Origin of the sequence: Streptomyces coacervatus (assembly GCF_029223485.1) — a bacterium.
In the GTDB taxonomy this organism is placed as follows: Bacteria; Actinomycetota; Actinomycetes; order Streptomycetales; family Streptomycetaceae; genus Streptomyces; species Streptomyces coacervatus.
Map to the genome: position 1 here is coordinate 189,424 of NZ_JARHTP010000017.1, position 23,767 is coordinate 213,190.

The 23,767-nt window shown below is 71.5% G+C and carries 29 protein-coding genes; 20 read left to right on the forward strand and 9 right to left on the reverse strand.

Annotated elements, in window-relative coordinates:
• Positions 1-113: 113 nt before the first annotated feature.
• A complete protein-coding gene (locus P2Q00_RS35575) occupies positions 114-584 on the reverse strand; it encodes a DUF5994 family protein (RefSeq protein ID WP_275777993.1) in 471 nt (156 codons plus the stop codon).
• A gap of 173 nt (positions 585-757) precedes the next feature.
• Here P2Q00_RS35575 and P2Q00_RS35580 point away from each other — a divergent pair, with 173 nt between their 5' ends.
• Together P2Q00_RS35580 and P2Q00_RS35585 are read left to right on the forward strand one after the other, a co-directional pair.
• Complete coding sequence (locus tag P2Q00_RS35580) at positions 758-1,009, forward strand: ACT domain-containing protein (RefSeq protein WP_275777995.1); 252 nt, start codon at positions 758-760, stop codon at positions 1,007-1,009.
• Positions 1,010-1,055: 46 nt separating this feature from the next.
• Positions 1,056-1,457, forward strand: coding sequence for a DUF5994 family protein (locus P2Q00_RS35585; RefSeq protein ID WP_275777997.1), 402 nt, complete (start codon positions 1,056-1,058; stop codon positions 1,455-1,457).
• A 78-nt stretch (positions 1,458-1,535) separates the two neighbouring features.
• Here P2Q00_RS35585 and P2Q00_RS35590 read toward each other — a convergent pair whose 3' ends face one another.
• Entirely contained in the window at positions 1,536-1,940 is a 405-nt protein-coding gene (locus P2Q00_RS35590; protein WP_275777999.1) for a DUF5994 family protein, read from the reverse strand.
• Positions 1,941-1,982: 42 nt separating this feature from the next.
• A complete protein-coding gene (locus P2Q00_RS35595; protein WP_275778001.1) occupies positions 1,983-2,984 on the reverse strand; it encodes an acyl-CoA desaturase in 1,002 nt (333 codons plus the stop codon).
• Positions 2,985-3,487: 503 nt separating this feature from the next.
• Between P2Q00_RS35595 and P2Q00_RS35600 the strand changes: the two genes are divergently transcribed.
• From P2Q00_RS35600 to P2Q00_RS35625, 6 genes are all read left to right on the forward strand, one after another.
• A complete protein-coding gene (locus P2Q00_RS35600) occupies positions 3,488-3,835 on the forward strand; it encodes a hypothetical protein (RefSeq protein ID WP_275778003.1) in 348 nt (115 codons plus the stop codon).
• Between the two features lie 148 nt (positions 3,836-3,983).
• A complete protein-coding gene (locus P2Q00_RS35605; protein WP_275778005.1) occupies positions 3,984-4,595 on the forward strand; it encodes a DUF5994 family protein in 612 nt (203 codons plus the stop codon).
• A 10-nt stretch (positions 4,596-4,605) separates the two neighbouring features.
• Positions 4,606-4,881, forward strand: coding sequence for a hypothetical protein (locus P2Q00_RS35610; protein ID WP_275778006.1), 276 nt, complete (start codon positions 4,606-4,608; stop codon positions 4,879-4,881).
• A gap of 68 nt (positions 4,882-4,949) precedes the next feature.
• A complete protein-coding gene (locus P2Q00_RS35615; protein ID WP_275778007.1) occupies positions 4,950-5,261 on the forward strand; it encodes an STAS domain-containing protein in 312 nt (103 codons plus the stop codon).
• Between the two features lie 128 nt (positions 5,262-5,389).
• Positions 5,390-5,962 (forward strand): hypothetical protein, encoded by a 573-nt coding sequence (locus P2Q00_RS35620; RefSeq protein ID WP_275778008.1) that lies wholly within the window; start codon positions 5,390-5,392, stop codon positions 5,960-5,962.
• On the forward strand, positions 5,950-6,813 hold the full coding sequence (locus P2Q00_RS35625) for a slipin family protein (RefSeq protein ID WP_275778009.1): 864 nt from the start codon (positions 5,950-5,952) through the stop codon (positions 6,811-6,813). The genes P2Q00_RS35620 and P2Q00_RS35625 overlap by 13 nt, the downstream gene beginning before the upstream one ends.
• Before the next feature lie 221 nt (positions 6,814-7,034).
• Here P2Q00_RS35625 and P2Q00_RS35630 read toward each other — a convergent pair whose 3' ends face one another.
• The 6 genes from P2Q00_RS35630 to P2Q00_RS35655 form a co-directional block, all read right to left on the reverse strand.
• Positions 7,035-7,508 carry a DUF427 domain-containing protein gene (locus tag P2Q00_RS35630; protein WP_275778011.1) on the reverse strand — a complete coding sequence of 158 codons (474 nt, stop codon included), beginning with the start codon at positions 7,506-7,508 and terminating at the stop codon, positions 7,035-7,037.
• Positions 7,509-7,614: 106 nt separating this feature from the next.
• On the reverse strand, positions 7,615-7,926 hold the full coding sequence (locus P2Q00_RS35635) for a hypothetical protein (protein WP_275778012.1): 312 nt from the start codon (positions 7,924-7,926) through the stop codon (positions 7,615-7,617).
• Positions 7,927-8,008: 82 nt separating this feature from the next.
• Positions 8,009-8,845: a hypothetical protein gene (locus P2Q00_RS35640; protein WP_275778013.1), complete on the reverse strand. Its 837-nt coding sequence runs from the start codon at positions 8,843-8,845 to the stop codon at positions 8,009-8,011.
• Entirely contained in the window at positions 8,842-9,777 is a 936-nt protein-coding gene (locus P2Q00_RS35645) for an ABC transporter ATP-binding protein (RefSeq protein WP_275778015.1), read from the reverse strand. The genes P2Q00_RS35640 and P2Q00_RS35645 overlap by 4 nt, the downstream gene beginning before the upstream one ends.
• A gap of 226 nt (positions 9,778-10,003) precedes the next feature.
• Positions 10,004-10,651, reverse strand: a complete 648-nt coding sequence (locus P2Q00_RS35650) for a response regulator transcription factor (RefSeq protein ID WP_275778016.1) — start codon at positions 10,649-10,651, stop codon at positions 10,004-10,006.
• Between the two features lie 74 nt (positions 10,652-10,725).
• Positions 10,726-11,436, reverse strand: coding sequence for a response regulator transcription factor (locus P2Q00_RS35655; protein WP_275778018.1), 711 nt, complete (start codon positions 11,434-11,436; stop codon positions 10,726-10,728).
• A gap of 225 nt (positions 11,437-11,661) precedes the next feature.
• Between P2Q00_RS35655 and P2Q00_RS35660 the strand changes: the two genes are divergently transcribed.
• From P2Q00_RS35660 to lanKC, 12 genes are all read left to right on the forward strand, one after another.
• Complete coding sequence (locus P2Q00_RS35660) at positions 11,662-12,624, forward strand: LLM class flavin-dependent oxidoreductase (protein WP_275778020.1); 963 nt, start codon at positions 11,662-11,664, stop codon at positions 12,622-12,624.
• A gap of 138 nt (positions 12,625-12,762) precedes the next feature.
• Positions 12,763-13,836, forward strand: coding sequence for a daptide biosynthesis RiPP recognition protein (gene mpaB / locus P2Q00_RS35665; RefSeq protein WP_275778022.1), 1,074 nt, complete (start codon positions 12,763-12,765; stop codon positions 13,834-13,836).
• An 8-nt stretch (positions 13,837-13,844) separates the two neighbouring features.
• Positions 13,845-14,657, forward strand: coding sequence for a daptide-type RiPP biosynthesis methyltransferase (gene mpaM / locus P2Q00_RS35670; RefSeq protein ID WP_275778024.1), 813 nt, complete (start codon positions 13,845-13,847; stop codon positions 14,655-14,657).
• The gene (mpaD, locus tag P2Q00_RS35675; protein WP_275778027.1) at positions 14,654-15,973 is read left to right on the forward strand and encodes a daptide-type RiPP biosynthesis aminotransferase; all 1,320 of its coding nucleotides are present in this window, start codon (positions 14,654-14,656) and stop codon (positions 15,971-15,973) included. The genes mpaM and mpaD overlap by 4 nt, the downstream gene beginning before the upstream one ends.
• Positions 15,970-17,160, forward strand: coding sequence for a daptide-type RiPP biosynthesis dehydogenase (gene mpaC / locus P2Q00_RS35680; protein WP_275778029.1), 1,191 nt, complete (start codon positions 15,970-15,972; stop codon positions 17,158-17,160). The genes mpaD and mpaC overlap by 4 nt, the downstream gene beginning before the upstream one ends.
• A 115-nt stretch (positions 17,161-17,275) precedes the next feature.
• Positions 17,276-17,455 (forward strand): daptide-type RiPP, encoded by a 180-nt coding sequence (locus P2Q00_RS35685; RefSeq protein ID WP_275778031.1) that lies wholly within the window; start codon positions 17,276-17,278, stop codon positions 17,453-17,455.
• Between the two features lie 33 nt (positions 17,456-17,488).
• Positions 17,489-17,644: a daptide-type RiPP gene (locus P2Q00_RS35690; protein ID WP_275778034.1), complete on the forward strand. Its 156-nt coding sequence runs from the start codon at positions 17,489-17,491 to the stop codon at positions 17,642-17,644.
• 100 nt (positions 17,645-17,744) lie between these two features.
• Positions 17,745-17,939, forward strand: coding sequence for a hypothetical protein (locus P2Q00_RS35695; RefSeq protein WP_275778036.1), 195 nt, complete (start codon positions 17,745-17,747; stop codon positions 17,937-17,939).
• A complete protein-coding gene (locus P2Q00_RS35700) occupies positions 17,936-18,673 on the forward strand; it encodes an ABC transporter ATP-binding protein (protein WP_275778038.1) in 738 nt (245 codons plus the stop codon). The genes P2Q00_RS35695 and P2Q00_RS35700 overlap by 4 nt, the downstream gene beginning before the upstream one ends.
• Positions 18,666-19,409 (forward strand): ABC transporter permease, encoded by a 744-nt coding sequence (locus tag P2Q00_RS35705; protein ID WP_275778040.1) that lies wholly within the window; start codon positions 18,666-18,668, stop codon positions 19,407-19,409. Before P2Q00_RS35700 ends, P2Q00_RS35705 begins: the two co-directional genes overlap by 8 nt.
• 11 nt (positions 19,410-19,420) lie before the next feature.
• Entirely contained in the window at positions 19,421-21,085 is a 1,665-nt protein-coding gene (mpaP, locus tag P2Q00_RS35710) for a daptide biosynthesis intramembrane metalloprotease (protein WP_275778042.1), read from the forward strand.
• 123 nt (positions 21,086-21,208) lie between these two features.
• Complete coding sequence (lanKC, locus tag P2Q00_RS35715) at positions 21,209-23,767, forward strand: class III lanthionine synthetase LanKC (RefSeq protein ID WP_275778045.1); 2,559 nt, start codon at positions 21,209-21,211, stop codon at positions 23,765-23,767.

Genomic DNA, 23,767 nt, shown 5'->3' on the forward strand with positions numbered 1-23,767 from the left:
CGGACCGGCGTACTGACCCTGCTGTGCGACGGCGAGCGGTGGCTGAGCCGGCAGCAGTACCCGGACGCAACGGCACTGACAGCCGTCCTGGGGACGACCGCGGCTGACCGCTCTCACGTCCCGGTGCCGGTGGCGATGAGAATCTGTGCGGCCTGCGCCATGTTGTCGTCGCGTACCGCTTCGGCCATCGCGGCGCGTGCCGCCTCGGGCGTCGCGTTCGGCGGGATCACAAGGAGGGAGAAGTGGTCCGTCTCGCCCCGGGTGACGAGGACGGTGTCGTCGCCGACCGGGAAGGAGTCGAGGCGGACGACACGGCCGTCGACGACCAGCCGGGTCGGCAGCGCGTCCCAGGCATCGGCGTCCAGCCCGACGCGTGTGAGGGGCCCGAGGTACTCGGTGAGCGCGGCGATCAGGGCGGGAAGCTCGGTGGTGATGTCGCGGGAGCGCGGCCACCACGCCCCGTCGAGTACACCCCGGCGGTCGTGCGTCGTCTCCAGCCGTACGACGGCCGTACCGGGCTTCGCGGCCCGGTGGACGGCATCCGGCAGCAGCCTGGCCACCCGCGGAGTACCGGAGTCGGACATCGCACTCGCCTGCCTGTCTGCCCCCGAGAACGGGTGGATTTCTCCTTTCACGGTACTGCGCGACTCAGGCGGCCGGGGAAACCACTGGTCACGCGTGTGAGCCGCGAGGCGCACCGGAGTAAAGTCGAAGATCCGGTGCGCGGATCCGTGCCCGCGGGGAAAACGAGGTCGCCATGCAGCCCACGGAAACACCCTCGGAAGGACACGCCGACGTACGCATCGTCGCCACCTCCCCCGAGGTCGCCCGCCGCGTCGCGGAGGTGCTCCGTCGCTGCTTCGACGCCACCGAGCAGCGCAGCTACCCCGCGGACACCGAGGGAGGCACCCGCCTCCAGCTCACCGTGGACACCACCCGCGCGGCGGAACCGGCCAGATCCTGGCTGGAGGCCAGCCGCTCCTCGGGCGAGGCCGGCCGCCGGAAGTGAGGCGACCTCCTGGAGCGGCGCAGAGGTCCGGGGACGGGTTCGGGCGATGTCCGCGACCACCGACCATCTCTCGCCGCGCGCCGTGCCCTTCAGGGTCCCGACCGCCCGCCTCGCCCTCAAACCCGTGAACCCTTCCTCGGGCCATGTCGAGCTGGACGGCGCCTGGTGGCCCCGCGCGCGTGACCTGAGCCACGAACTCCCCGTGCCGGCCGACGTGTTGGACCCGCACAGGATCCTGCTGCTCTCCTGCACGGCGGGCCGCTGGGACCTCTTGGTGGTTCCCGCGGAGACCAGTGCCCCCTCGGCCGCCAGGCTGACGGCTGCCGCGAGCGCGAGTACCGCCCCGCAGTCGACCGCGTCCGACCTCATGACGGCAGAACAGGCCGACGCTTTCCCGTCGTACGAAGCCGCCGCCGGACGGCTCGGCCGACCGGCGGCGGGGATGTGACGGTGACGTCACCGCCCCGCCCGTCAGTGCCCCGGCCGTCAGTGCCGGTGAATCGCCGGGCAGTGCATGACGGCCCGATCAGACGTGAGCGCCCGCGGCGGCTGCCATGAGCGGTTCGGCCGTGTGCTCGGCGGTGTCCGGGGGCACGACCAGCAGGTCCCAGCGCCCCCGGCCGGGCGCGAGCAGGACGACGGTGTGCGGGGCGGACGCGGTCAGGTTCCTGCGCAGTCGTACGACCTGGTTGGAGACGAGCATCCGGCCGGGCACCGCGGACCACATCGCCCCGTTGACGGTGACGCTGGTGACGTGACCCCACGCGCGCGGCAACCCGGCCAGCAGCCGCGGGAGTTCGACGAGCAGATCGTACGAACGCGGCCACCACGCGCCGTCGATGGCCCGGGGCAGAGCCCCGTGGGCGTGGGGTGCCAGGCGCAGGCGGAGCACGGGGTGGGAGGGGAGCGGGGGTTGCAGTGCGGTGGTCATGATGGCTCCTGCCAACTGCCTTGCACGAGTGGGTGGTTGACGTCAGGCACGGCGGGCCGCGACCCGGTCCGGCGTCGGCCAGTGCACGTCGTGCACCCAGCCGAGGCGTTCGAGGAGGCGGATGACGGCGGCCGACGGGTCGAGCTGGCCGCGGTCGACGCCGTGCCGGGCGCTGGTGGGGTCGGCGTGGTGGAGGTTGTGCCAGCTCTCGCCGAAGGAGAGCAGGGCGAGCGGCCACAGGTTGGTGGCCCGGTCGTGGCGCCGGGTGCGGAACGGGCGCTCACCGATCATGTGGCAGAGGGAGTTGACGCTCCAGGTGACGTGGTGGAGCAGCGCGATGCGGACGAGTCCGGCCCACAGCAGGGCGGTCACGCCGTACAGCCAGGTGCCGCCGATCGCCCAGCCCAGCCCGAACGGCAGCGCGAGCGTGAGGAGACAAAGCAGGGGGAAGGCGCGGGAGACCGCGCGGATGTCGCGGTCGGCGAGCAGGTCGGGGGCGTAACGCTCGGCGGAGGTTCGGTCGTTGCGGAACAGCCAGCCGACATGGGCGTGCAGCAGCCCGCGCAACTGGCCGCGCAGGTGCGTGCCATAGCGGTACGGGGAGTGCGGGTCGCCAGGGCGGTCGGTGAAGGCGTGGTGGCGGCGGTGGGTGGCGACCCAGCCGATGACGTCGCCCTGGAAGCTCATCGAACCGGCCACGGTGAGCGCGATGCGCACGGGGCGGATCGCGCGGTAGCCGCCGTGGGTGAGACCGCGGTGGAAGCCGACCGTGACGCCGAGGCCGGTGACCGTGTAGAGGACGGCCGCGAGCAGGACGTCGGCGGGGTGGATGAGGCGGCCCCACAGCAGCCAGCCGGCCAGGCCGAGCGCCACGAACGGCAGGACGACGATCACCGCCGTCACGGCCACATGGAGCCGTTCCCCGCCCTCGCGTGCGGGCGCCGGGCCGTCCGGCGGGAAGGGAGACGTACCGTCGTAGGCCGGGGGCAGCGGGATCGTGTCCGACCCAATCGCCGTCGTGGACGTGGTGGAATCGAGCGACATTCGGGGCTCCTCGGCCTCGGTGCGGGTGGCGCGGCCGGGGTCAGGGGCTGCCCCTGTGACGGGAGATGCGAGAACAGGGCCGGTTCGGACGCCGGCAGACGGAAGGTCCTCGCTTGCTTCACGGTACTCCCGCATGCTCTGAAACGGGCGGACCGGACAGCATGGCCTGCGCGTTGACACGGACCGCCGCCGGACGTTGACTGGCAGCGCGGCGCAGGGCCATGCCACTGCAGGAACACACGGCGGAGCATCCCGCCCACCCGCCTCGCCCAGACCCCGCGGGAACCCGCCCACCGGACAACAGCGAGGCCGGCCATGACCGTTTCACGGAGCATCAGGAACCAGGCGCAGACGATGAAGGGCAGGATCACGGAGGAGCTCGGCCGGGTCACCCGCAACAGGCGACTGCAGCGCCGGGGCAGGAACGACCGTGTCTCCGGAAGCCTGAAACAGGCCGTGGAGAAGGCCAGGGGCGCCTTCAGGCCGAACGGAAGCGGCCCCCGATGATGTACGACCGGACACGCGCCCGGCAGTCCGCGGACCGGCCCTCGGGCCCCGGCGAACGCCCTGCCACGGGCCCGGAGCCGCTGCTCTCGTCGGACGGGCGGGACGAGATCGCCCGGCGCCTCGGACACGCCGTCAACACCCTCGCCGACACCCCGCGCGAGGCGGTGGAAGAGGCCGAGAGCGCCTACGACGAAGCCACCGCCCAGCTCGTGAACGCCCTCGCGGAACGGCGGCGGGTCCTGCGCGCGGGCTGGCAGGACCAGGACCCCGAGTCACAGTCCGACGAATTCCGGCACGCGCTGAGGCAGTACCGGGAGATCACCCAGCGACTGCTCCGCATCTAGGCGGCCACTGCTCCGCGCCGGGGCGGAGCGCGGAGTAGTGTTGACAGTACCGAGAGCATTTCGCACACCGGCTTCCACGCCGGGTCGTTCTCGGCGAGAGATGAAACCCGGGCCGCTGCAGAAAGCGGCCCGGAGACGGGTCCGCATCATGTCGGCGACCTTGCTTCCACCCCTGCCGCACCCCGAGCCCGTCGCAGCCCCGGCCGCGCGTCTCGCCCTGAAGACCGACGGCAGCTCCCGCGGACTCCTGGACGGTGCCTGGTGGCCCCGCTCCCGGGATCTGCTGAGCGAACTGCCCGCGCTGACCGACGTGTTGGACCCCCTGTGGGGCCGCATCACCCGCATCGCCGTCAACCCGAAGTACTGGCCGGTCATCCCCCGCAAGGTTCCCGTGAACGGCCACATCGTCAAGGTCGGCTGGTTCACCCCGGAGATCGACCCCCACAAGCTGCTGCTCTCCTACGGCACCGGCCGCTGGGACCTGCTGATCATCCCGCCCGAGACCGGGGCGGAGTCGGCGGCCCGCCTGATGGCCGCCGCGTCCGACTACGACGGCCCACCTCTGACCGCGAGCGCGCTCATCGCCGCGGACGAGGCCCGGCACGGCGCCGCCGCGACCGACGAGCCGCTGGACCCGGACGAGGCATGGGAGTACGAGGGCGGCGCCGGCGTGTTGTCCGCGGCCGTCCCACAACAGACCGGTCCGCCCGCGCGGGTCAGTGAGACCAGCCGGACCAGTCGCCCGATCTTCGGCATGTGAGGCGGCCGCCATGAACGCCTTCCTGACGGCCGCCGCCCTCATCGTCCTCATCGCAGCGGCGGCGTACGTGATCCACCGGCTGAACCTCGAGCACGCCGACAGAATCGCCGTGCACCGGTACAGCTCCCCCCTGCCCGGCCGCCGCGGACGCGGCACGCCGCAGCCTCCGGTGGGACCGGACCCGTCCGAGTCGCCGACCGCCGGCGAACGCCGGGACCACCGCGACGGGGGTCGTGGCCGTTTCCCGCCGCGGCGCCGCAGCAGCCGTACCACTCACCACCGGTGACCGGCCGGTTTCCGTCACCGAGCCATCGACCGTGCGAGGAGCGGCCGGGCCCCATGAACCGAGGCGTCATGACTCTTCCGCAGCTGAACATCTACCGGCACGACCGGGGCACGCGAGCGCTGGTCACCCTGGCCGGTGAGATCGACCCGATCACCGCGCCCCAGGTGCGGACCGCCCTGGAGCGGTGCCTGTATGACGGCATCACCACCATCGACGTCGACCTGACCACCGTCGGCTGCTGCGACAGCAGCGGCCTGCGCGTCTTCCTCGACGCATCACGGCACGCCGCCGAGGCCCAGGCGTCCCTGCGGCTGCACCACCCGTCCCCGCAGACCGCACGGCTTCTCGCGGACACGGGCTCCGATCGTGTGCTCCTCTGATGAGCGGGGCCGGAACAGCGGTGCGGAGGAGGGGAGTTGATGCCCCTGCCCCTCTGAACGCGATCCGCCTGCGCCGGCTGAACCGCGGGCAGGCCGAGTGCCTGCGGGAAAACCTTGCCGACCTGTACGTGAGGTCCGGCGTCCGGGCGGGCGGTGAGGAGTACCGCGACCGGGAAGGTTTCCTCCGCCGTCTGGCGGGTGACATCCGGCGCCCGGGCTTCGCCCTGCTGATCGCGGAGACGACGACACTGGCCGGCTGCGCCTTCGGCTTCCCGATCGGCCGCGACGGCTCCTGGTGGCGGGGCTTCGCCGGCGCACTGCCCTGGAGCATCGGGCAGCTCACCGCCGCCGGGCAGGTCTTCGCCCTCACTCAGGTCGTGGCCCACCCGCACGAGCAGAACCGCGACATCGCCGACCGACTGCAGGAACGGCTGCTGACCGACCTCCACACCTCACTCGGGGTCACTCTGGTCCATCCGTACGACCGGGCCGCCCGCACCGCGTTCCAGTCCTGGGGGTGGCTGGAGATCGGCGAGATGGTGCGACTGCCCGGACCGGTCGCGCTGCGGGTGCTGGTCCTGCCCGTGGCACGGTCGCCGCGGCCGGATTCCCCGGCGATCCGCACACCGGACCGAACGGGTGCCGGGAACTCCCCGCACCCCGTGACCCTCGTCCCGAGGAGCCTCGTATGCAAGCCCTGATCGTTCTCGTCGTCGTGATCGGCCTTCTGGCCCTCCTCGGTCTCGCCCTCTCCCTGAAGGTCGTCAAGCAGTACGAGAAGGGAGTCCTGTTCCGCTTCGGGCGACTCGTCGGCACCCGTGACGCGGGGCTGCGGTTCATCATCCCGGTCGTCGACGTCCTGCACCGGGTGTCGCTCCGGGTCGTCACCATGCCCATCCAGTCCCAGGGCATCATCACGCGGGACAACGTGAGCGTCGACGTGTCCGCGGTCGCCTACTTCCGCGTGGTCGACGCGGTGAAGTCGGTCGTCGCCGTCGAGAACGTCCACGCGGCGATCAACCAGATCGCCCAGACCACCCTGCGGAAGGTCGTCGGACAGCACACCCTGGACGAAACCCTGTCGGAGACCGACCGCATCAACCTCGACATCCGCGAGATCCTCGACGTCACCACCGTCGAATGGGGCGTGCAGGTCACGCTCGTCGAGCTCAAGGACATCCAGCTGCCCGACACCATGAAGCGCGCCATGGCCCGCCAGGCCGAGGCCGAGCGGGAGAAGCGAGCGAAGATCATCAACGCGGAGGGCGAGTCCCTGGCCGCCGCCGCGCTCGGCGACGCCTCGGACACGATGATGGCCCACCCCCTCGCCCTCCAACTGCGCAATCTGCAGAGCCTGGTGGAGATCGGCGTCGACAAGAACACCACCGTCGTCTTCCCCGCCCCCCTGATGAGCACCATCGGCGAACTCGGCTCCTTCCTCGCCCGGGAAACCGCGGCCGCCACCCCCGCCGCGGAGCTGCCACCGTCCGTCCCCGACCGCACGGACAAGACACTCAGGCCGGCCGCCGACGCATCCGGCACGGCAGCATGACCCGTGCCGCACCCCGGCATCGCCCGTAGGCGGCGGGGGATCGCGTGTTCGCCGACCGGCGAGGACGAGACCGAGTGGAACCGGATCCGGCCGGCACGTAGCCGTGTGAACACCGATGAGGGTTGAGGGCCACCTCTGGGAGCCGTCTGGGAGCCGATCCGCTCCCGGAAATCCCGCCACCCCGACAGTTGAAACACCAGGTCAGGCCCAGTGCTGAGGGATCAGCGCCGGGTCTGATTTGCTTTGCGGCCCCGTTTTGGAAGCCAATTGGAAGCCGACTGGCGAGTTGCTGAACCTGGTGGAGTTCGGTGATGCGCTCCTTCGCGGAAGGCGGTGCGGGACCTGCTCGCGGCCCGTGCGGCGAACGCCTTGTCGTCGCCGGTGGTGCCGTGTGCTGCGGTCCCGTGGGCGACGAGCGTGTCGGTCTTCTTGCGCCGGGCATCGGCCTGCTTGCCGATCGGGGCGATGTCGGCGTACGGCCATTTGATGCTGCGCAGGGCGTTTGTGCGGCGCGGGTCCTTGCGAGGAGCGGGCCCGGGTGGAGGTGGGTGCAGGCGAGGCGGCGTCTGTCGTTGCCGGGTGGACCGGGGGCACTCGCGGCGCTGAGAGTCGGGCGGGAAGTAATGGTTGCCCTCGACGGTCACGGTACGGTCCGCTTCCGCGATCACCTTGCCCTTCCACACTGCGCGCAGCACGATCCGCCTCCACCAACCTCGGTGAGGGTCGAGCGGTCGGGCCTGCTGACCGCCGCCCAGTGCTTCCCCACATCGACTTCTGGGGCATGTGTACCTCTCTGGCGTCTCAGGCGGACTCGACCTTGAAGCTGCTGCCGTTGCGTGGAGCGAGGCGGGCCGTCACCCGCGACTGTGCGCCTGGGGTGTGATGCACAGTCAACTCCTCGGTGCCTACGCCGAGTCGGGCCGCGCGCTGGCCCTTGTAGCGGAAGAACACGGCTATCTCGTGAGCTCCCGCCTCGACCGGGATCTCCGTCGTGCCCCACCTCGCGGGCCACTCGACGCCGTCGATCTCCACCACTGGCCGTGTGAAGGCGCGGTGGAAAGGGAGCGCCACCAAAGAGGGACGGATGTCGACCAGGACCTTCACCGTCATCATGAACATCACCTAATTTCTTGGCGGGTTGGCGAGTTGGCGAGTTGGCTGGTTGCGTCCAGCTGATGCCTTGCGTCGGCCTCTCTCACGCCGACGACGACAGCACCGACTCCGGGCGGAAGCCCCTCGCGATGCCGATCAGGCTGCCCGCCGTGATCAGTACGGTGACCCCGCCCGCGTACAGAAGCAGCCTTGTCGGGCCCAGCGGGTCCAGGGCGATGGACATCGCCAGGAGGGCGCCGAAGCCGGGCAGCATCGCGGCCAGGCTGACCAGGCCGCCGCCGTTGCCCGCCAGGGCGCCGGCGCCGGGCTGCGACAGCCGTGGGAGGAGCAGGTTGAGCAGCAGGGCCAGCGCCGCGCCCGCCCAGGTGGCCAGGAGCGGGAGCAGGAGGGCGAGTGTCAGATAGCCGGCGTCCGGTGTGAGGCTGTCGTGGTGCAGGGCGCTGGACAGGGAGAGAGCGAGGGCGCCGAGTGCGCTCATCACCGCCCACTGGGCCGTCGTGACGACGAGTACGTAGCCGAGCAGTCCACCCGCGATGCTCGCCGGGTTGTACGGGGCGCCGAGCATCGCTTCAAGGGCGCCGACCCCGGCCTCCGCGCCGACCACGTTGCGCACTGCGAGCCCCGCGCCGACCGTTCCGTGCAGGGCGATGACGCCGGGCATCAGGATGAGCAGCAGTCCGGCCGCGACGGTGTCCCCGTGCGCCCCGAACTGCGCGCCGAGCCGGGCGCTGCCGGCCGCGCCGTTCATGTCCGTGTCGTCGGACAGGAGGGGCAGGACGATCACGGAGGCGACCGTCAGCACGAACGGCAGGAACACCGTGGCGAAGTTCCGCAGCCGTTCCCGTCTCATCCGCCACAACAGCGCGGACGCCAGGATCCTGGCCCGGGTCACGTCGAAGGGAAGGCCTCGTCGCGTCACGGGATGCGCCTTCCGTCCGCGGGTGCCGGCACTTCCGTCTGCAGCTGCTGGTAGACGTCCTCCAGCGGGTTGCGGGCGGGTACTACTTCTCGTACGCCGATGCCTTCCCTCACCAGGTCGGCGACCAGTGCCTCGGCCGCCCGCTCGTCGGACACCTCCACGACCACGGCACCTTGCTGCTCCTCGTACCGCAGACCCAGCCGGTCGAGGACCGCCGGCATGTCTCCGGAGCCTCGGACGCGCAGCCGGTAGGCGCTGCCCAGCAGGGCGGTGCGCAGGGCGGCCGGCTCGCCTCGGCCCACGATGCGTCCCTTCTGCAGCACTGTCACGTCGTCGGCGAAGCGGTTGGCGTCGGCCAGGGCGTGCGTGGAGACGACCACCGTGTGGCCCTCGTTCGCCAACCCCCGTAGGTATTCGGTGAGTTGACTGGTCGTCGTCGGGTCCAGTCCCGACATCGGCTCATCCAGGAGAAGGATCGGCGGGCGTCCCAGGAACGCCTTCGCCAGGCCCGCTCGCTGGTTCTGGCCGCGGCTGAGGCTGCCGATCCGGCGGTCCGCAAGGTCGGTGAGACCGAGCAGGTCCAGGACCTCCGCGATCCGCTCCTCCGACGGCCTGGGCGGCAGACCCAGGACGCGTGCCCAGTACCGCAGGTTGTCCACGACGCTCAGGCGTGGTGCGAGCGCCGAGCGGTGGGTGGCGAGGGCGATCAGGGACTTGGTCTCCGTGTGCGTGTGCGGGGCGGTGCCGTCCACGAGGACGGTGCCCTCGAAGGGCGCGAGAATCCCGGCGAGCACACGGAACGCCGTTGTCTTCCCGGCGCCGTTCGGGCCGAGCAATACGTGAATTCCCGCACCGTATTCGAGATTGACATCCCGGAGCACCGGCCGTCCCCGGTAACCCGCGGACACATTCAGCACTTCCAGCTCGGCCACCGATTCAACGTAGCACTGCCGCTGAGTGGCCAAACTGAGTGGTCGGCGGAGCTGTCATTGGTTCCTTTCTCAACAGTGCGTTGCCCAATGGGGAGTTCTACTCCGCATGGGAGGGTGCGGACACATCTCCAAATTGCCCATGTTTCATGGCTTCCATTGGGTCACCGAGGTATTGATGTAGGCGATCTCGGGATCCTTGGTGAAGCGGGAAGCGGCCGTCCGGCGCCTACGCCGCTGCCGCGAGGCCCGCCATGCTGGCCATGACGGCTGCCTGCACGCGGTTGTGGACGCCCAGTTTGGCGTAGGTCGCCTTGATGTGGTCCTTGACCGTGTTCGTGCTGAGCGTGAGCGTGCTGCTGATCTCGGCGTTCGACAGCCCGGCCGCCAAGAGGGCGAGCACCTCCCGTTCGCGGTCTGTGAGGTGAGAGGCCGCCAGGAGGCGGGCAGCAAGGGCCGGATCCACTGGCCGGGGGTGTTCGTCCTTCATGACTGCCACCGCAGTGCTGGAGAGGATGAAGCCGCCCGAGCCGATCAGGCATACCGCGTGGACGAGTTCGTACGGGGTGATGTCCTTGACCAGGCAGGCGGCGGCGCCCGCAGCGAACGCGGCGTTCACCGCGTGGCGGTCCGCGGTCGCGGTCAGCGCGGCGACGGCCGGCGGGCGGTTGAGCGCGCGGAGGGCCTTGAGGAGGCCCTGACCGTCGGTGGACAGCTGCAGGTCCAGAAGGACGACGTCCGGCCTGCGGCACTGCACCGCCCCGACCGCACCCTGGCTGTTGCTCGTGAAGGGAACCTCCACGCCAGGTTCTTGCCGAAGGATTTCCCGCAGCCCCGCACGCACCAGAGCGTCATCGCTGACGACAGCTACCTGCATCACACACTACCCCGAATGTTCCTTTGAATGATCGGGAGATAGCAGATCCCGCGTTGAATTGCATGGCCTCTTGGTCAAGGAGCCTGCGAATCATAGACCACCTGCTCGGCGGTCATCGATGTGAGACCTGCCTGCCAGGCGATCGCGGCCGCACGCACGCGGTTGTCCGTGCCCAGCTTGGTGAGTACGCCGCCAACGTGGTCCTTCACCGTCTCCGCGCTGATCACCAGGCGACGGGCGATCTCCCTGTTGGACATGCCGTCCGCGAGCAGGACCAGAACCTCCCGCTCCCGCGGAGTGAGGGAGGCCAGCCGCACAGTCTGCTGTTCTCGGCCGGCGTCCACCGGGGAGGAATCCGCCGTCAGAGGCGCCTCCGGCCCCGGACCGGACGCCGAGACGCCGGCAGCCGGTGCTCGCCCGTCGAGCGTCAGCGCTCGTACGGCCGCGCGGAGTTCCCGTGGGCCGCCTTCCCCACCCAGGCACGCGGCCGCACCCGCGACGCGCACGCGTTCCCCGAGGCCGACGGGGGTGGGCGCCGAGGGCAGGAACAGCACCTGGGGCGTGGGCGTGAGGTCCCGCAGGCGCGGGATCAGGGCGACGGCCTCCGTCTCCGCCGAGCGGCCCGCGCTCAGGACCACCACCTCGGGACGGGCCGCAGCGATGCGTGCGAGAGGCTGGTCGCCACCCCCCTCCACGACGACCTCCATCGTCCGGTCCTTTTCCAGGACCGCCCGCAGACAGGCCCGGAACAGCACCTCGTCGCCGATGATCGCGATCCTTGTCACGTCACTTCTCCGCATGACTGCCGGCCCGTCGCATCTTTCACACCTATAGGGAGTGAGTGGTGGAATCCGGCGTTCCGCTTCTTCCTCTGTTGTCTGGATGCGCGGGCTCCGCTCGCGCCCCACCCAACCGAGGGAGGCAACAAACCCCCAGGTCAGGGGGTGGTGGCCGGTCCGATACATCGTTCAAGATGAGGCCATCGACACACCTGGAACGGATTTCCACCGATGACCGCCTATTCAGTCCTGATGCCCTTTCTGCCTCGCCGGCCGGAGCAGACCCTGCCGTACGCGGCACTGGTGCACTGGACCCATGCCGAGCGGCTGTGGCAGGGGCAGGCGCTCATGGTGGAACCGCATCAGGGCTTCGCCTACGCGGCCGGCGCCGGTTTCCGGGTACCGGTCGGGCTGGGCGTCACCCTCATGCCGTTGCGGCATCCTTATGAAGCCGCCCTCCAGGCACGTTCGCTTGCCATGGCCACCGGGCACCCCGTGGTCGCCGGCTTCGGCCCGGGGGCGCGGACCTTCCAGCAGAGCCTGCTGGGGAAGCCGTACCGAAGCCCTCTGAGCCTGGCCCGGGAGTACGTCACGGCCGTACGCGGGCTCCTGGACGGCGCGGCGGTCGAGGTCCGGGGAGAGCACGTGACCGCGGACCAGGTGTCCCTGCCTCCGTTTCCGGCACCGAAGGTGGAGGTGGGGCTCGGAGTGCTGCGGCCGGGCATGGCGCGGCTGGCCGGAGAGGTGGCCGAGGTGGCCATCAGCTGGCTGACACCGGCCTCCTACCTGCGGGACACCGTCGTACCGGCCTTGGACGAGGGGGCCGAGGCGGCCGGCCGGGCGCGGCCCAGGCTGACGGCCATGGTGCCGCTGGCCCTGGCCCGCCCCGACCGTACGGCCGCCGAACTGGCTCTGGCCGGCAGCTCCGCACATATGAAGGCCCCGCACTACGTCGACATGCTCCGCCGGTCGGGGACCGGCATCTTTGGGGCGGACGAGAAGGCCGACGCCGAGGCACTGGTCTCCGGCGGGGCCTTCCTCTCCGGTGCGCCGGACCGCCTGGTCGAGCAGCTGCAGGCGTACGAGGCGGCAGGCGTGGACGAGATCGTCCTGAACGTCACCGGCGTCTGCAACAGCTACGGCCCGCAGGCCGCCATGGAGGAACTGAAGACTCTGCTGGCCCTGCTCGCCTGAACCACCGGCTTCATTCACCGCCACACAACAGCAACACCGGTGCGCAGCACCGCACATCGCCCCGGCGCGACCGTGAGCCCGAACCTCCGCCGCGCAGCACGGGAGGCGATGCACCGCACCACCACGAAGGGGGATCCGATGTCCGAGATCAAAGAACGCCTGATGGTCTGGGCCACAGGCCGGGACAGCCGACCGCCGGCCGCCCCGGACGGGAACACCGGCACGGGCGCGCAGATCGGCTGCCGCACGGTGGTCGTGGAGAGCGCCGACCACCTGGCCCCCGTACTCGCCTCGGACATCGTCGGGCCCGACACCACGGTCTTCGCCCCCGAGGGCAGCGGCGACGGCGTCGTCGGTTGCGGCGGCTCGGCCGCCGAGTCGGGTGCCGAGTTCTCCCTCGGTACCGACTTCTACCTCCAGGTGCAGAGCTACGGCATCAGCGGCTACATGTCGGTGATCGGCCCCACTCTGGTGCGCGTCGCCGACACCGCGGACCTGGAGGCGTACGTCGCGGACGCCGACCGGGCCCGGCAGGAGGGGGTGTTCCCGGACTTCCTCGCCTCCCACGTCACCCAGCTCGCCGACCTCCCGGCGCTCGGCGCGGCAGCCGAAGGCTCCGGTCCCGCGCTGCGGCTGTACGTCGCGGCGAACGGCGCCCTCTCCACCTCTCCCGGCGGTCTCCCGCTGGGCCGGGCGGGCGACGGCCTGGCGGCGGTCGAGGCGGAGTGGAACCGGATCAACGACCACGCCGGCGCGCCCTGCGCGGTCAGTCTCGGAGCCGTTGTCCCCGGGGCGGTCCGGGCGGCGGCGCTCGCGCAGCGGCCCTGGCTGGGCCGCTACCTGGTGGCACTCGACGCCCTGCGGAACCTGAGCGGCCGCGCCGTGACAGGTGCGGCGGTGTCGGGCTTCGGCGGCCGGTGCGCAGCGCACCTGGCCGAGGTCACGCATCCCGCCGACGCGACCGGGGCCGAGGTTCCGCTGCTGCTGTGGACCGATGACGCGGCCTATGTCCATGTCCCGGCCGACGGCCGGATGCTGAGGCTGCGCCGGGAGGCGGCAGCGCTCGTCGAGACGCTGCTGGTCTGCGGCTCCGTCGACGCGGCGGACGGGTATGCCGACCGCGAGGAGCTGCGGGACGTGGAGCGGGCCTTCGCCGACACCGGCGTCGCTCTGTGCGCTCCCGTACTCGCGCCCGTCTCGGCCGGGCGGTGACGCAAGCCATGACCACTATCACCCGCACCGTCCCCGGGCGCGCCGGCGCCCTGATCGCGGCGCTCGGCGGCCGCGCCGTCCTGCACGACCTGTACGACACGTACGGCTCGTCCGTCTATCACAACCTCGCGACGCACAGCGACCACGAGGTGCGCGAACTGCTGGGTGCCGTCCGACGCCTGCCCGGGCCGGTCCTCGATCTGGCGGCGGGCTCCGGCCGGCTCACCCTGCCGTTCCTGGCGCTGGGCCGCGAGGTGACCGCGCTGGAGCTGTCGCCGAGCATGCTGGACCTGCTCACGGCGCGCCTGGCGACGGGGCCGGCGGCGCTGCGGGAGCGCTGCACGGTGGTCCGGGGCGACATGAGCGACTTCTCACTGGGGCGGCGCTTCGGCGCAGTGGTGCTGGGCACGACCACCGTTTCGCTGCTGGACGAGGCGGGGCGAGCGGGCCTGTACCGCTGTGTTCGTGATCATCTCGCGGAGGGGGGACGGTTCCTGCTGTCCACCGTGGAGATGGACGCGACCCGGTCCGACGAGAACGAGGCCGAGCTGGTCGTCCACACGGGCCCGGCCGCGTACCGCGTCTACGAGTACTGGGCGCCCGGCGACACCACGCGCACGGTCACGGTCTTCCCGGATGCGGTGGACGAATCCGGCGAGGGCTCCGTACCCGTGTGCACCACCACCATCGGTGTGCTGCCGGCCGACCGGCTTCAGGCGGAGCTGGCGGTGGCGGGCTTCGCCGTACGGGCTCGATACCCGTTGCCGATGGCGGGTGCGCGGCACCCGAGTGTGCTGCTGGAAGCGAAGGTCACCGCATGACGGAGATCCTGTCGAACGGTGCGACGGCGCAAGCCTCCGAAGGGCACGGCGAGGGTGCCGCGCATGCCCTGTGGCCCTCTCTCCTCGCTCCCGCACAGCACGGCGATGACACGCTGTGCGCGGTCTCGGCGACGGGCGTCCGGGTCCGCTTCGCAGACGGGCGTGAGCTGCTGGACGGCTCCAGTGGCCTGTGGAACACCCATCTCGGGTACGGCAACGCGGCCATCGCCGACGCGGCCGCCCGGGCGCTGCGGGACGCCTCGTACTTGAGCGTGTTCCGCTACGAGAACGTCTACGCCCGCCGGGCCGCGGCCGCCCTGCTCGACGTCTGCGGCGCCCGGCACTACGGACGCGTGCTGTTCTCGACGTCCGGCGGTGCCGCCAACGACCTGGCCATGAAGGTCGCCCGGCACTACCACGCCCTGCGTGGCGAGGAACGGCGCAAGGTCGTCGTCGGCCTGCGCGGCAGCTACCACGGTCTGACCTACGGCAGCTTCGGGCTGACGGGAGAGGATCTGGGCCAGCGGCTGTACGGGGTGGACCAGCGGCTGGTCCGGCATGTCACTGCCAACGACCCCGAAGACATAGCAGAGTTGATGCGACGTCAGGGTTCCCAGGTGGCGGCCGTCGTCGTCGAACCCGTGCTGGGCAGCGGCGCCGTACCGCTGACGCGGGAGTACGTCGAGGCGCTGCTGCGGCTGCGCGAGGAGCACGGCTTCCTGCTCGTCGCCGACGAGGTGGCGACCGGCTTCGGCCGTACCGGTTCCTTCTTCGCCTCGCGCGAGTGGGCCGGGCAGCCCGACCTGCTGATCGCGTCCAAGGGGCTGACCAACGGCACCTGCGCCGCGGCCGTCGTGGTCGCCGCCCGGTCGGTGGCAGCCGCGTTCGACGCCGGCGGCGCGATCCTGACCCATGGGGAGACGCAGGCCGGCACGCCCGTCACCTGTGCGTCGATTCTCGCCACCCTCTCCGAGATGCGGCGGCTCGACGCGGTCGCGTCGGGCAGCCGGCTGGCCGCACGTCTCGACGCCGTACTGGCCGAACTGGTCGCCGGACACCCACTGGTGGCGGAGACGACCGGGCTCGGCTGCTTCCGGTCGCTGCGGTTCCTCGGGGCGGACGGCGCCCCGCTTCGTCAGGCCGAGGTACCGGATCTGGTGGCCGCCATCCGGAGGGCGGGCGCGATCGTGCATCCCGGGGTGAACGGCGTGCAGCTCCTTCCGGCCCTGACCTATACGGAGGCGGAGCTGGCCGAGCTGGTGGAGTGTGTCGTCACCGGCCTCACCGCACACGCGCGGTCCGGAGCACGGGGGTGAGCGGCGGCACGGGCGGAGCCACGTCCGTACTGCACGGCTGCGCCCCGCTGGGGAGGTGGATCGCCGGCCGCGGGGAGCGCAGGATCACCCTGGTCGTGGACGCGGCTCTCCTGGACTCGGCCGTCGTCGCGAAGCTGCACGATCTCGTCTCGGCCCCGGGCCGGGAGACCCAGGTGCTCGCTCTGGCCGGTGCCGGCGACGTCGACAGTGTGCCGGCTCTGGCCGACCGGCTCGCGGACAGCGAGCTGGTGATCGGCGTCGGGGGCGGCTCGTTGCTGGACCAGGCGAAACTGGCGACCGCGGCCCGTGACGACCGCGGAATCCGCGCCCGTCTCACCGTGCCGCAGCGCTGCGGACTGGTCGTCCTGCCGGAGTTCACCGGTCGACGGGTGCCGCTGGTGGCGGTCCCCACCACGGTGGGCACCGGCTCGGAGGTCAGCGGAGTGGCCTGCCTCGCCCGCCCCGGCGGAAAGCAGCTGGTGCTGGGCATGGCCCTGCAGCCCGAGATCGCGGTGCTGGACGCGGATGCGACGGCCACCCTGCCGGGCGAGCTGCTGGCCGAGGGCGTGCTGGAGGCGCTGTTCCGGGTGGTCAGCCCATACATCGGCGACCACACGTCCGCACCGACCGAGGACGCGCTGGTGGAGACGGTCGCCGCCCGCCTGGTGACGCTCGGACACACATTGGCCGACGCCCGGCCGGCCGCCCCGCGCGGCCTTGTCGCCGACGGCGCGCTACGGCTGGAGATCGCCAAGGTCAGCGGTCTGAGCCACAGCGCGTGGTTGCACCACGGCCGCGACCCGTACGCGGTCAAGGGCTGGCTCATCGCCAACGAGCTGTCCTGGTCGCTGGGGGTACGCAAGATGACCGCCGTCGCCGCTCTCCTGCCACCCCTGTGGCAGGCGATCGCGGAGGGTGAGAGCCGCCTCGGCTCGGCCGAGCGGCTGCGGAGGATCTGGGCCCGGCTGAGGACGGCGGGTCCCACACCTTTGCCCGGCGACCCGGCCGAGGGCGTACGGGCCCTGGTCTCCGCCTGGCGCATCGAACACCGGCTCACCGCCGACGCCGCCCGCCTGGACGACGTCGCGGAGCGGACGGTCCGCGCCTGGGGCGCCGGGCTGCCCATGCTCGGCGGGCTGACGGCCATGGATGTCCGCCGGCTGCTGGCGGACGCCGTCCCGGCGTGACGGGCCCGTCCGCCCGATGCCGCCGAGGGCGGCCGAAGACAGCCGTACGAAGCCTCCGCGCCCTGCCGGGGCGCGGATGAACCACAGATCCGACAGGGATCGAAAGGAGAGAACCTTGCAGAACGAGACCATCGCCACGGCGACGGACCAGCCGACCACGCTCGGCCTGGAGCTCGGCCTTCAGGAGCTGGAGGCGATGGAGGCCCCGGGCTTCTGGGACACCGCCGGTGGTGTCGTGACGGGGATGAGCGTCGTGTCGCTCGTCGGCTACAGCGCGGTTTCCCTCGCCACCTGAGCGCCCCCTTCATCAATGAAAAGGAGTTGTGACATGCAGGAGAGCAAGTTCGAGCAGGACCTGGAGCTCGGCCTTCAGGAGCTGGAGGCCATGGAGGCCCCGGGCTTCTGGTCCGGTTTCCAGGAGGGCTCGAAGATCAGCATCGCCTCTCTCGTGCTCTACAGCACCGCGGCGTCCATCGCCACCTGAGCCGGCCGACTAACGTCTGAGCTCGGTTTCCGCGGCGGTGATGCCCAGTCGCCGCCGCGGAATCCCCCCACACACCGAACGCGAGAAGCAGGGAATCGAAATGAGCGACAAGCAGGACCTCCAGCAACAGAACGTGAAACTCTCCCTCGTGTCCATGGGGCTCGTGCTGGTGCTCGTGTTCGGGAGCGGCTTCTTCGACGGTGTTTCCGGATGGATATTCCTGGTCGCCATGGCCGTGGGCATCATCGGCTGCGTGGCCCGTATCGCGCGGAACTCGCACGTGGGGAGCCGATGAACGGCGACTGCGTGCTCGGACTTCGCGGCCTGACCAAGCGCTTCGGCACCATGACGGCGGTCGAGGACGTCTCCTTCGAAGTGCGCTCCGGACGCGTCGTCGGCCTGCTCGGCCGCAACGGCGCCGGGAAGACCACCTCGCTGCGCATGCTGCTCGGCCTGACCCGGGCCACCGCGGGCACGGCCACCGTCTTCGGCCACCCCTACCAGGACCTCCCGCGGGCCGCCCATCGCGTCGGCGTCAGCATGGACGGCATCAACCCGTTGCCGGGTACGACGGCCCGTCGCGAACTGCGCGTGTGGGCCCGCGCCCTGGGGCTGCCATCCTCGCGCGCGGACGAGGTGCTGGGGCAGGTCGGGCTGGACGACCGCGCCGACCGCAGGGTCAAGGGCTATTCGACGGGCATGAAGCAGCGGCTGGCGCTGGCCACCGCGCTGCTGCCGGACCCCGAACTGCTGGTGCTCGACGAGCCCGCCAACGGTCTCGATCCGGACGGCATCCGCTGGCTGCGCACGACGCTGCGCTCGCTGGCAAGCGAGGGCCGCACCGTACTGGTCTCCAGCCATCTGCTGGCCGAGATCGAACAGACCGTGGACGACGTGGTCGTCGTCCAGCGGACCCTGCGGTACGCGGGCTCCCTGGACGAACTCACCTCCGGCGGCACAAGAGCCCTGGAGGATCGTTTCTTTGAGCTGGTCGGCTCTCCGACCGTGAGGGAGAACACCGGTGCGTGACCTGCTTTCCGCCGAGTGGATGAAGGCGTGGACCGGACGCACCTGGCTGATCATCGCGGCCTCCGGCGCCTTCATGTGCCTGCTCGCCTCCCTGGGCTACACCAGCGGAATCGACAAGAAGATCACCGAACAGCACATGGACCTCTCCACCGTCACCGACGACTCGGTGCGTGCCTGGATGATGACGCTGCTGTTCGCCTCGCTCTTCGGCGCCGTCTTCGTCACCCGCGAGTACACCGCCGGCACCATCGGCCGCTCGGTCCTGCTCAGCGGTTCCCGCGCCCGCCTGTTCACCGCCAAGGCACTGGTGGGTACGGCCATGGGAGCCCTGTCGGGCCTCCTCGCGGTCGCCCTGGCGTTCGCGACCACCTGGGGTGCGCTCGCCGCCTCCGGCCACAGCCCGGAGATCACCCGGGAGACCTGGCTGATCGCCGCGGGCATCCTCGCCTGCAACGTGTTCGCCGGCCCCTGGGGTGTCCTCCTCGGCTGGATCATCCGGCACCAGGTCGGTGCCGTGGTGACCCTGCTCGCCCTCACGCTCCTGGTCGACCCGGCCCTGCAGCAACTGGCTCCCGACGTCGCCAAGTTCCTGCTGACCATCGCGATGAGCTCGGTGTACCGCGACGCCAAGCCGGATCTGCTCCCGGAGCCGATCGCGGTCGTCGTGATCGCCGGCTGGCTGGCCGCCGCCTGGTTCGGCGCCCGCAAGCTGTTCCTCGCCCGCGACATCACCTGAGGGGACCGGCCATGTCCGCCAGAACCGCCACCCGCGAGCCGGCTCCCGCTGTGCCGTCGCGGCCACGCATCGCCGATGACGTGACCGTCCACGCGCCGGACAAGGAGGGCGCGCCCTGGGTCATCCAGCGGGGCCGGCACCGGTACTTCCGGGTCCAGACCGACCTGGCACGGCTCGCGCGCGCCGTGGACGGCACCCGCGACCGCACGGGGCTGGCCGAGGTGCTGGGGCCTCCGTGGACCCCCGAGGCCGTGGACGTCGCGGTGCGGAAACTGGCGGACTCCCAACTGCTCGATGACGGGACCGCGGACGTAGGCAGCAAGAGGCGCAAGAACTTGACCAGTTGGATCCGCTTCGCTCCTCCGCTGACCGTCCAGTTCACCCTTCTGAAGCCGGAGCGCCTGCTACGGCGGCTGACGCCGCTGATCAACGCCCTGGCGCACCGGGCCGCCGCCGTGGTGGCGGCGACAGCCGTCCTGGGTGGCCTGCTCGCGCTGGCCGCCCAGGGCGACGAGTTGCGCACCGCCCTCGGCCGGCCGCTGCCGATCGCCGTCTACCTGGCGGTGGCCTGCGCGATGCTCGTCACCACCTGTGTGCACGAGATGGGCCACGGCGCGGTCCTCACCTACTACGGGGGCCGACCGAGCCGGATGGGTGTGATGCTCTTCTACCTCTCACCGGCGTTCTTCTGCGACGTGTCCGACGGCTGGCGCCTGTCGGACAAGGCGCATCGCGTCCACGTGGCCCTTGCGGGCATCGCCACCCAGCTGGTGATCGCCGGCACGGGTGGCATCGCGACCCTGTTCGTGGACGCTGCCACGGTGCGCGACGGCCTCATGGTCTTCACCGTGTCCACCTACGCCACCGGCCTGCTGAACCTGCTGCCGTTCATCAAGCTCGACGGATACATCGCGCTGATGAGCCACCTCGACCTGCCGCATCTGCGGGACCGCGCCATGACCGACGCGCGCCGCTTCGTCGCCCGGATCCTGTTCGGCGGCAGCGGATACCACCGCGAACTGCCTCATGTGCGCTGGTCGGTGGCGTACGGCCTGGCCTGCCTGGTCTTCCCCTGCTACATCGTCGCCGGCGCCCTGGGCCTGTGGGCCGGCGCCGCGCAGCGCCTCGGCGGCATCGGTGCCGCACTGGTGCTGTGCGGGCTGGGCTACTTCGTGTACCGCCTCGGCCGGGGCTTCGTCCGGCTCCTCGGCGAGGCGCGGGCGGCGGGTGCCCATACCGCGCGCCTGTCCCTCGCCACGTCGCTGGCGGTCGCCGCCGTGGGCGGGCTGCTGATGTGGGTGAAGCTCCCGTACAGCGTGTCCGGCGGCTATGTCCGTGACGCCCGGGGCGAGGTCCGCCTGGTCCTGCCGCCGTCGGCCGACCGCTCGGTGATCGGCAAGGGCACGACCGTGGAACTGTTCCGCTCCGGCCTGGCCGGCAGGGACAGGACGGGCTCGGCCGTGGTGACCGACGGCCGGGGCGGGAACACCACCGCGCCGCTGTCCGCCTTCCTGCCCGTACGGGCCGACGGCCTGCCACAGCCCGCCGTCGGATACCCGCTCACGGTGACCGGCACGCCCGCCGACCGGATCGGCACGGCCCAGGTGAACGCCGGGACTTTGCCGCTGTGGGACTGGCTCTGCACCACGTACGTCGCGCCCGCCTGGCGCTGGTGACCGGCCACCGACCCGCCCGCCGCGGGTGACCCGGGCCCGGACCCACCCGCCGTTCGCTCGGCAACCGACTCCCGCCGACAGCCGCACGCCTCATGCCATCGCTCCATCAGGGACAACCCATCCATGCTTCACTACCTGCCCTATTGCCGGCCTGGCGGGCTGTTCTACGACCGGCCCGCCGCGGACGAGGGCTCTCCCGCCGCAGCCTTCGGCCGGAGCCTCGCCGCTCTGCCGGAAGGCTGGCGGCGCCGGTCCGACTCCGACTGGACCGCGGTGCTCCCCCCGGCCGTCGAACTTCCGCGCCAGGGCTGGAAGATCCATGTCTCCGCCACCCTCCAGAACGCCGAGGCCGTGCTGGAGACCGTCTGGAACCACTGTGTGCCGCGCCGGGTGACGTTCAAGTACATCCGCGACACACAGGTGCTGTTCCGGCGCAACAGCAAGTACGGCGATCGCAGCGCCAGCGGCAAGTTCATCACCGTCTACCCGGTCGACGAGGCGCAGCTGGCGACGCTGCTGCATGAACTCGGCGGACTCCTCGACGGCAGTGCGGGCCCCTACATCCTCAGCGACCTGCGCTGGCGTGCCGGCTGCCCGCTGTACGTGCGCTACGGCGCCTTCGTGGAGCAGACCGTCCGCGACGAAGCCGGTCACCTGGTGCACTGCGTCACCGACCCCGACGGCAATCTCGTCCCGGACCACCGCGGCCCCGGCTTCCGCCCGCCCGCTTGGGCGCCGCTGCCCGACTGCCTGACAGACTCCCTCGCCGCCCGCGAGGCGGGCAGGCTGCGCGACTTCCCCTTCCGCGCCACCAGGGCGCTGCACTTCTCCAACGGCGGCGGTGTGTACGAGGCGGTCGACACCCGTGACGAACACACCGTCCTGCTCAAGGAGGCCCGCCCGCTGGCCGGTCTGGACGACACCGGCGCGGACGCCGTCGCCCGCCTGGAACGGGAGCACTGGGCGCTGAGGCGCCTCGCGGGCCTGTCACGCACGCCCCGACTCGTCGACTACCGCATCGGCAACGAGCACTACTTCCTGGCCCGCGAATTCGTCCCGGGCACCCCACTCGCCCAGGAGATCGAGAAACGCAACCCGTTGCTCGCCGCGGGCCCTGACCTGCCCGCCGCCGACGCCGCCTACGCGCGGTGGGCCCTGCACATCCTGGACGAAGTCGAGGCCGGGATACGGGAGATGCACGAACGCGGCATCGTCTTCGGCGACCTCCACCCGAGCAATGTGCTGGTCCGCGACAACGGCGGCATCGCCTTCATCGACTACGAGGCGAGCAGCAACACCGCCGACGACGCCGGACAGCCCATCGGCGCACCAGGTTTCCGCGCGCCCTCCGGCTACCGCGGCACCGCCGTCGACCGCTACGCCCTGGGCTGTCTGCGACTGGCGCTCTTCGTGCCCCTGACCGTGTTGGTTCCCTGGTCACCGCGGAAAGTGGATCAGTTCATCGAAGTGGCCCGCGGGCACTTCCCGCTGCCGGACGACTTCGCCGACCGCGTCCGGGCCGACCTGGGTCCCTGTGCCGATGCGGAGGTACCCGGCGGCTGCCCTCCCGAACGGTCGTGGGCGCCCGATACTCGACCGGACGAGCTGCCGGGCATGGGCCGGAGCATCGCAGACGGCATCCTGGCCTGCGCCACCCCGGACCGCGAGGACCGCCTCTACCCCGGTGACATCCAGCAGTTCCGCACTCCCGACGGCGGCCTGACCTTCGCGTACGGCGCGGCCGGCGTGCTGTGGGCGCTCGCCGAGGCGGGCACACCGGCCCCCGCCCGGCACACCGACTGGCTGCTGCGCGCCGCCCGCCGCATGACAGAGCCGCGCCCCGGCCTCTACGACGGGCTGGCCGGCGTCGCATACGCCCTGGACCGTCTCGACCGTACGGACGAGGCGCTCGAGTTGCTCGGACGCGTGGACGACGCGGCGCTCGACGCGGCCGATGCCACTCTGTACCGCGGCCTGCCCGGCATCGGCCTGACCCTGGCACACCTCGCCACCCGTACCGGTGACCGGGCTCTGCTGGACGCCGCCGCGGGCATCGCCGACCGCCTCGTCGACGCGGCCCGCGGCCCCGCTCCGTCCGGCCGCCCCCGACCTGGCCTGCTGCACGGCCACACGGGCGCCGCCCTGTTCCTCCTGCGCCTGTACGAGGAGACCGGCGACGCCAAGCTGCTGCACCACGCCGTGGAGGCGTTGCGGCAGGACATGGCCGACATCGGCCACCCGGCGCGGCCCTGCGGCGACGAGGCACCCTGGCGCTCACCACTGCTGGCCGCGGGCAGCGCGGGCCTGGGCATGGTCTTGCACGATGCCCTCGTCCACCGGCCCGACCCCGAACTCGCGGCGGCCCGTGACGCGATCCGCGACGTGACGAAGCCGCGCTTCGTCCAGCACGCCGGCCTCTTCCACGGCCGGGCAGGTCTCGTCCTCGCGCTCGCGCACATGCGCGACGGCGACCCGGAGGCCGACGCCGCGCTGCGGCGGCACTCGGCCGCGTTCGCCTGGCACTCCCACCTGCTCGACGGGAGACCCGCGTTCTTCGGCGACCACGCGCTGCGGCTCTCCACCGATCTGGCCACCGGCGCCGCGGGCGTCCTGCTCGCCGGCTGCGCCGCGGCGGACGGCTCCGTGGGGCTCCCCTTCCTCCGTCCCGGCACGGAGGACTGA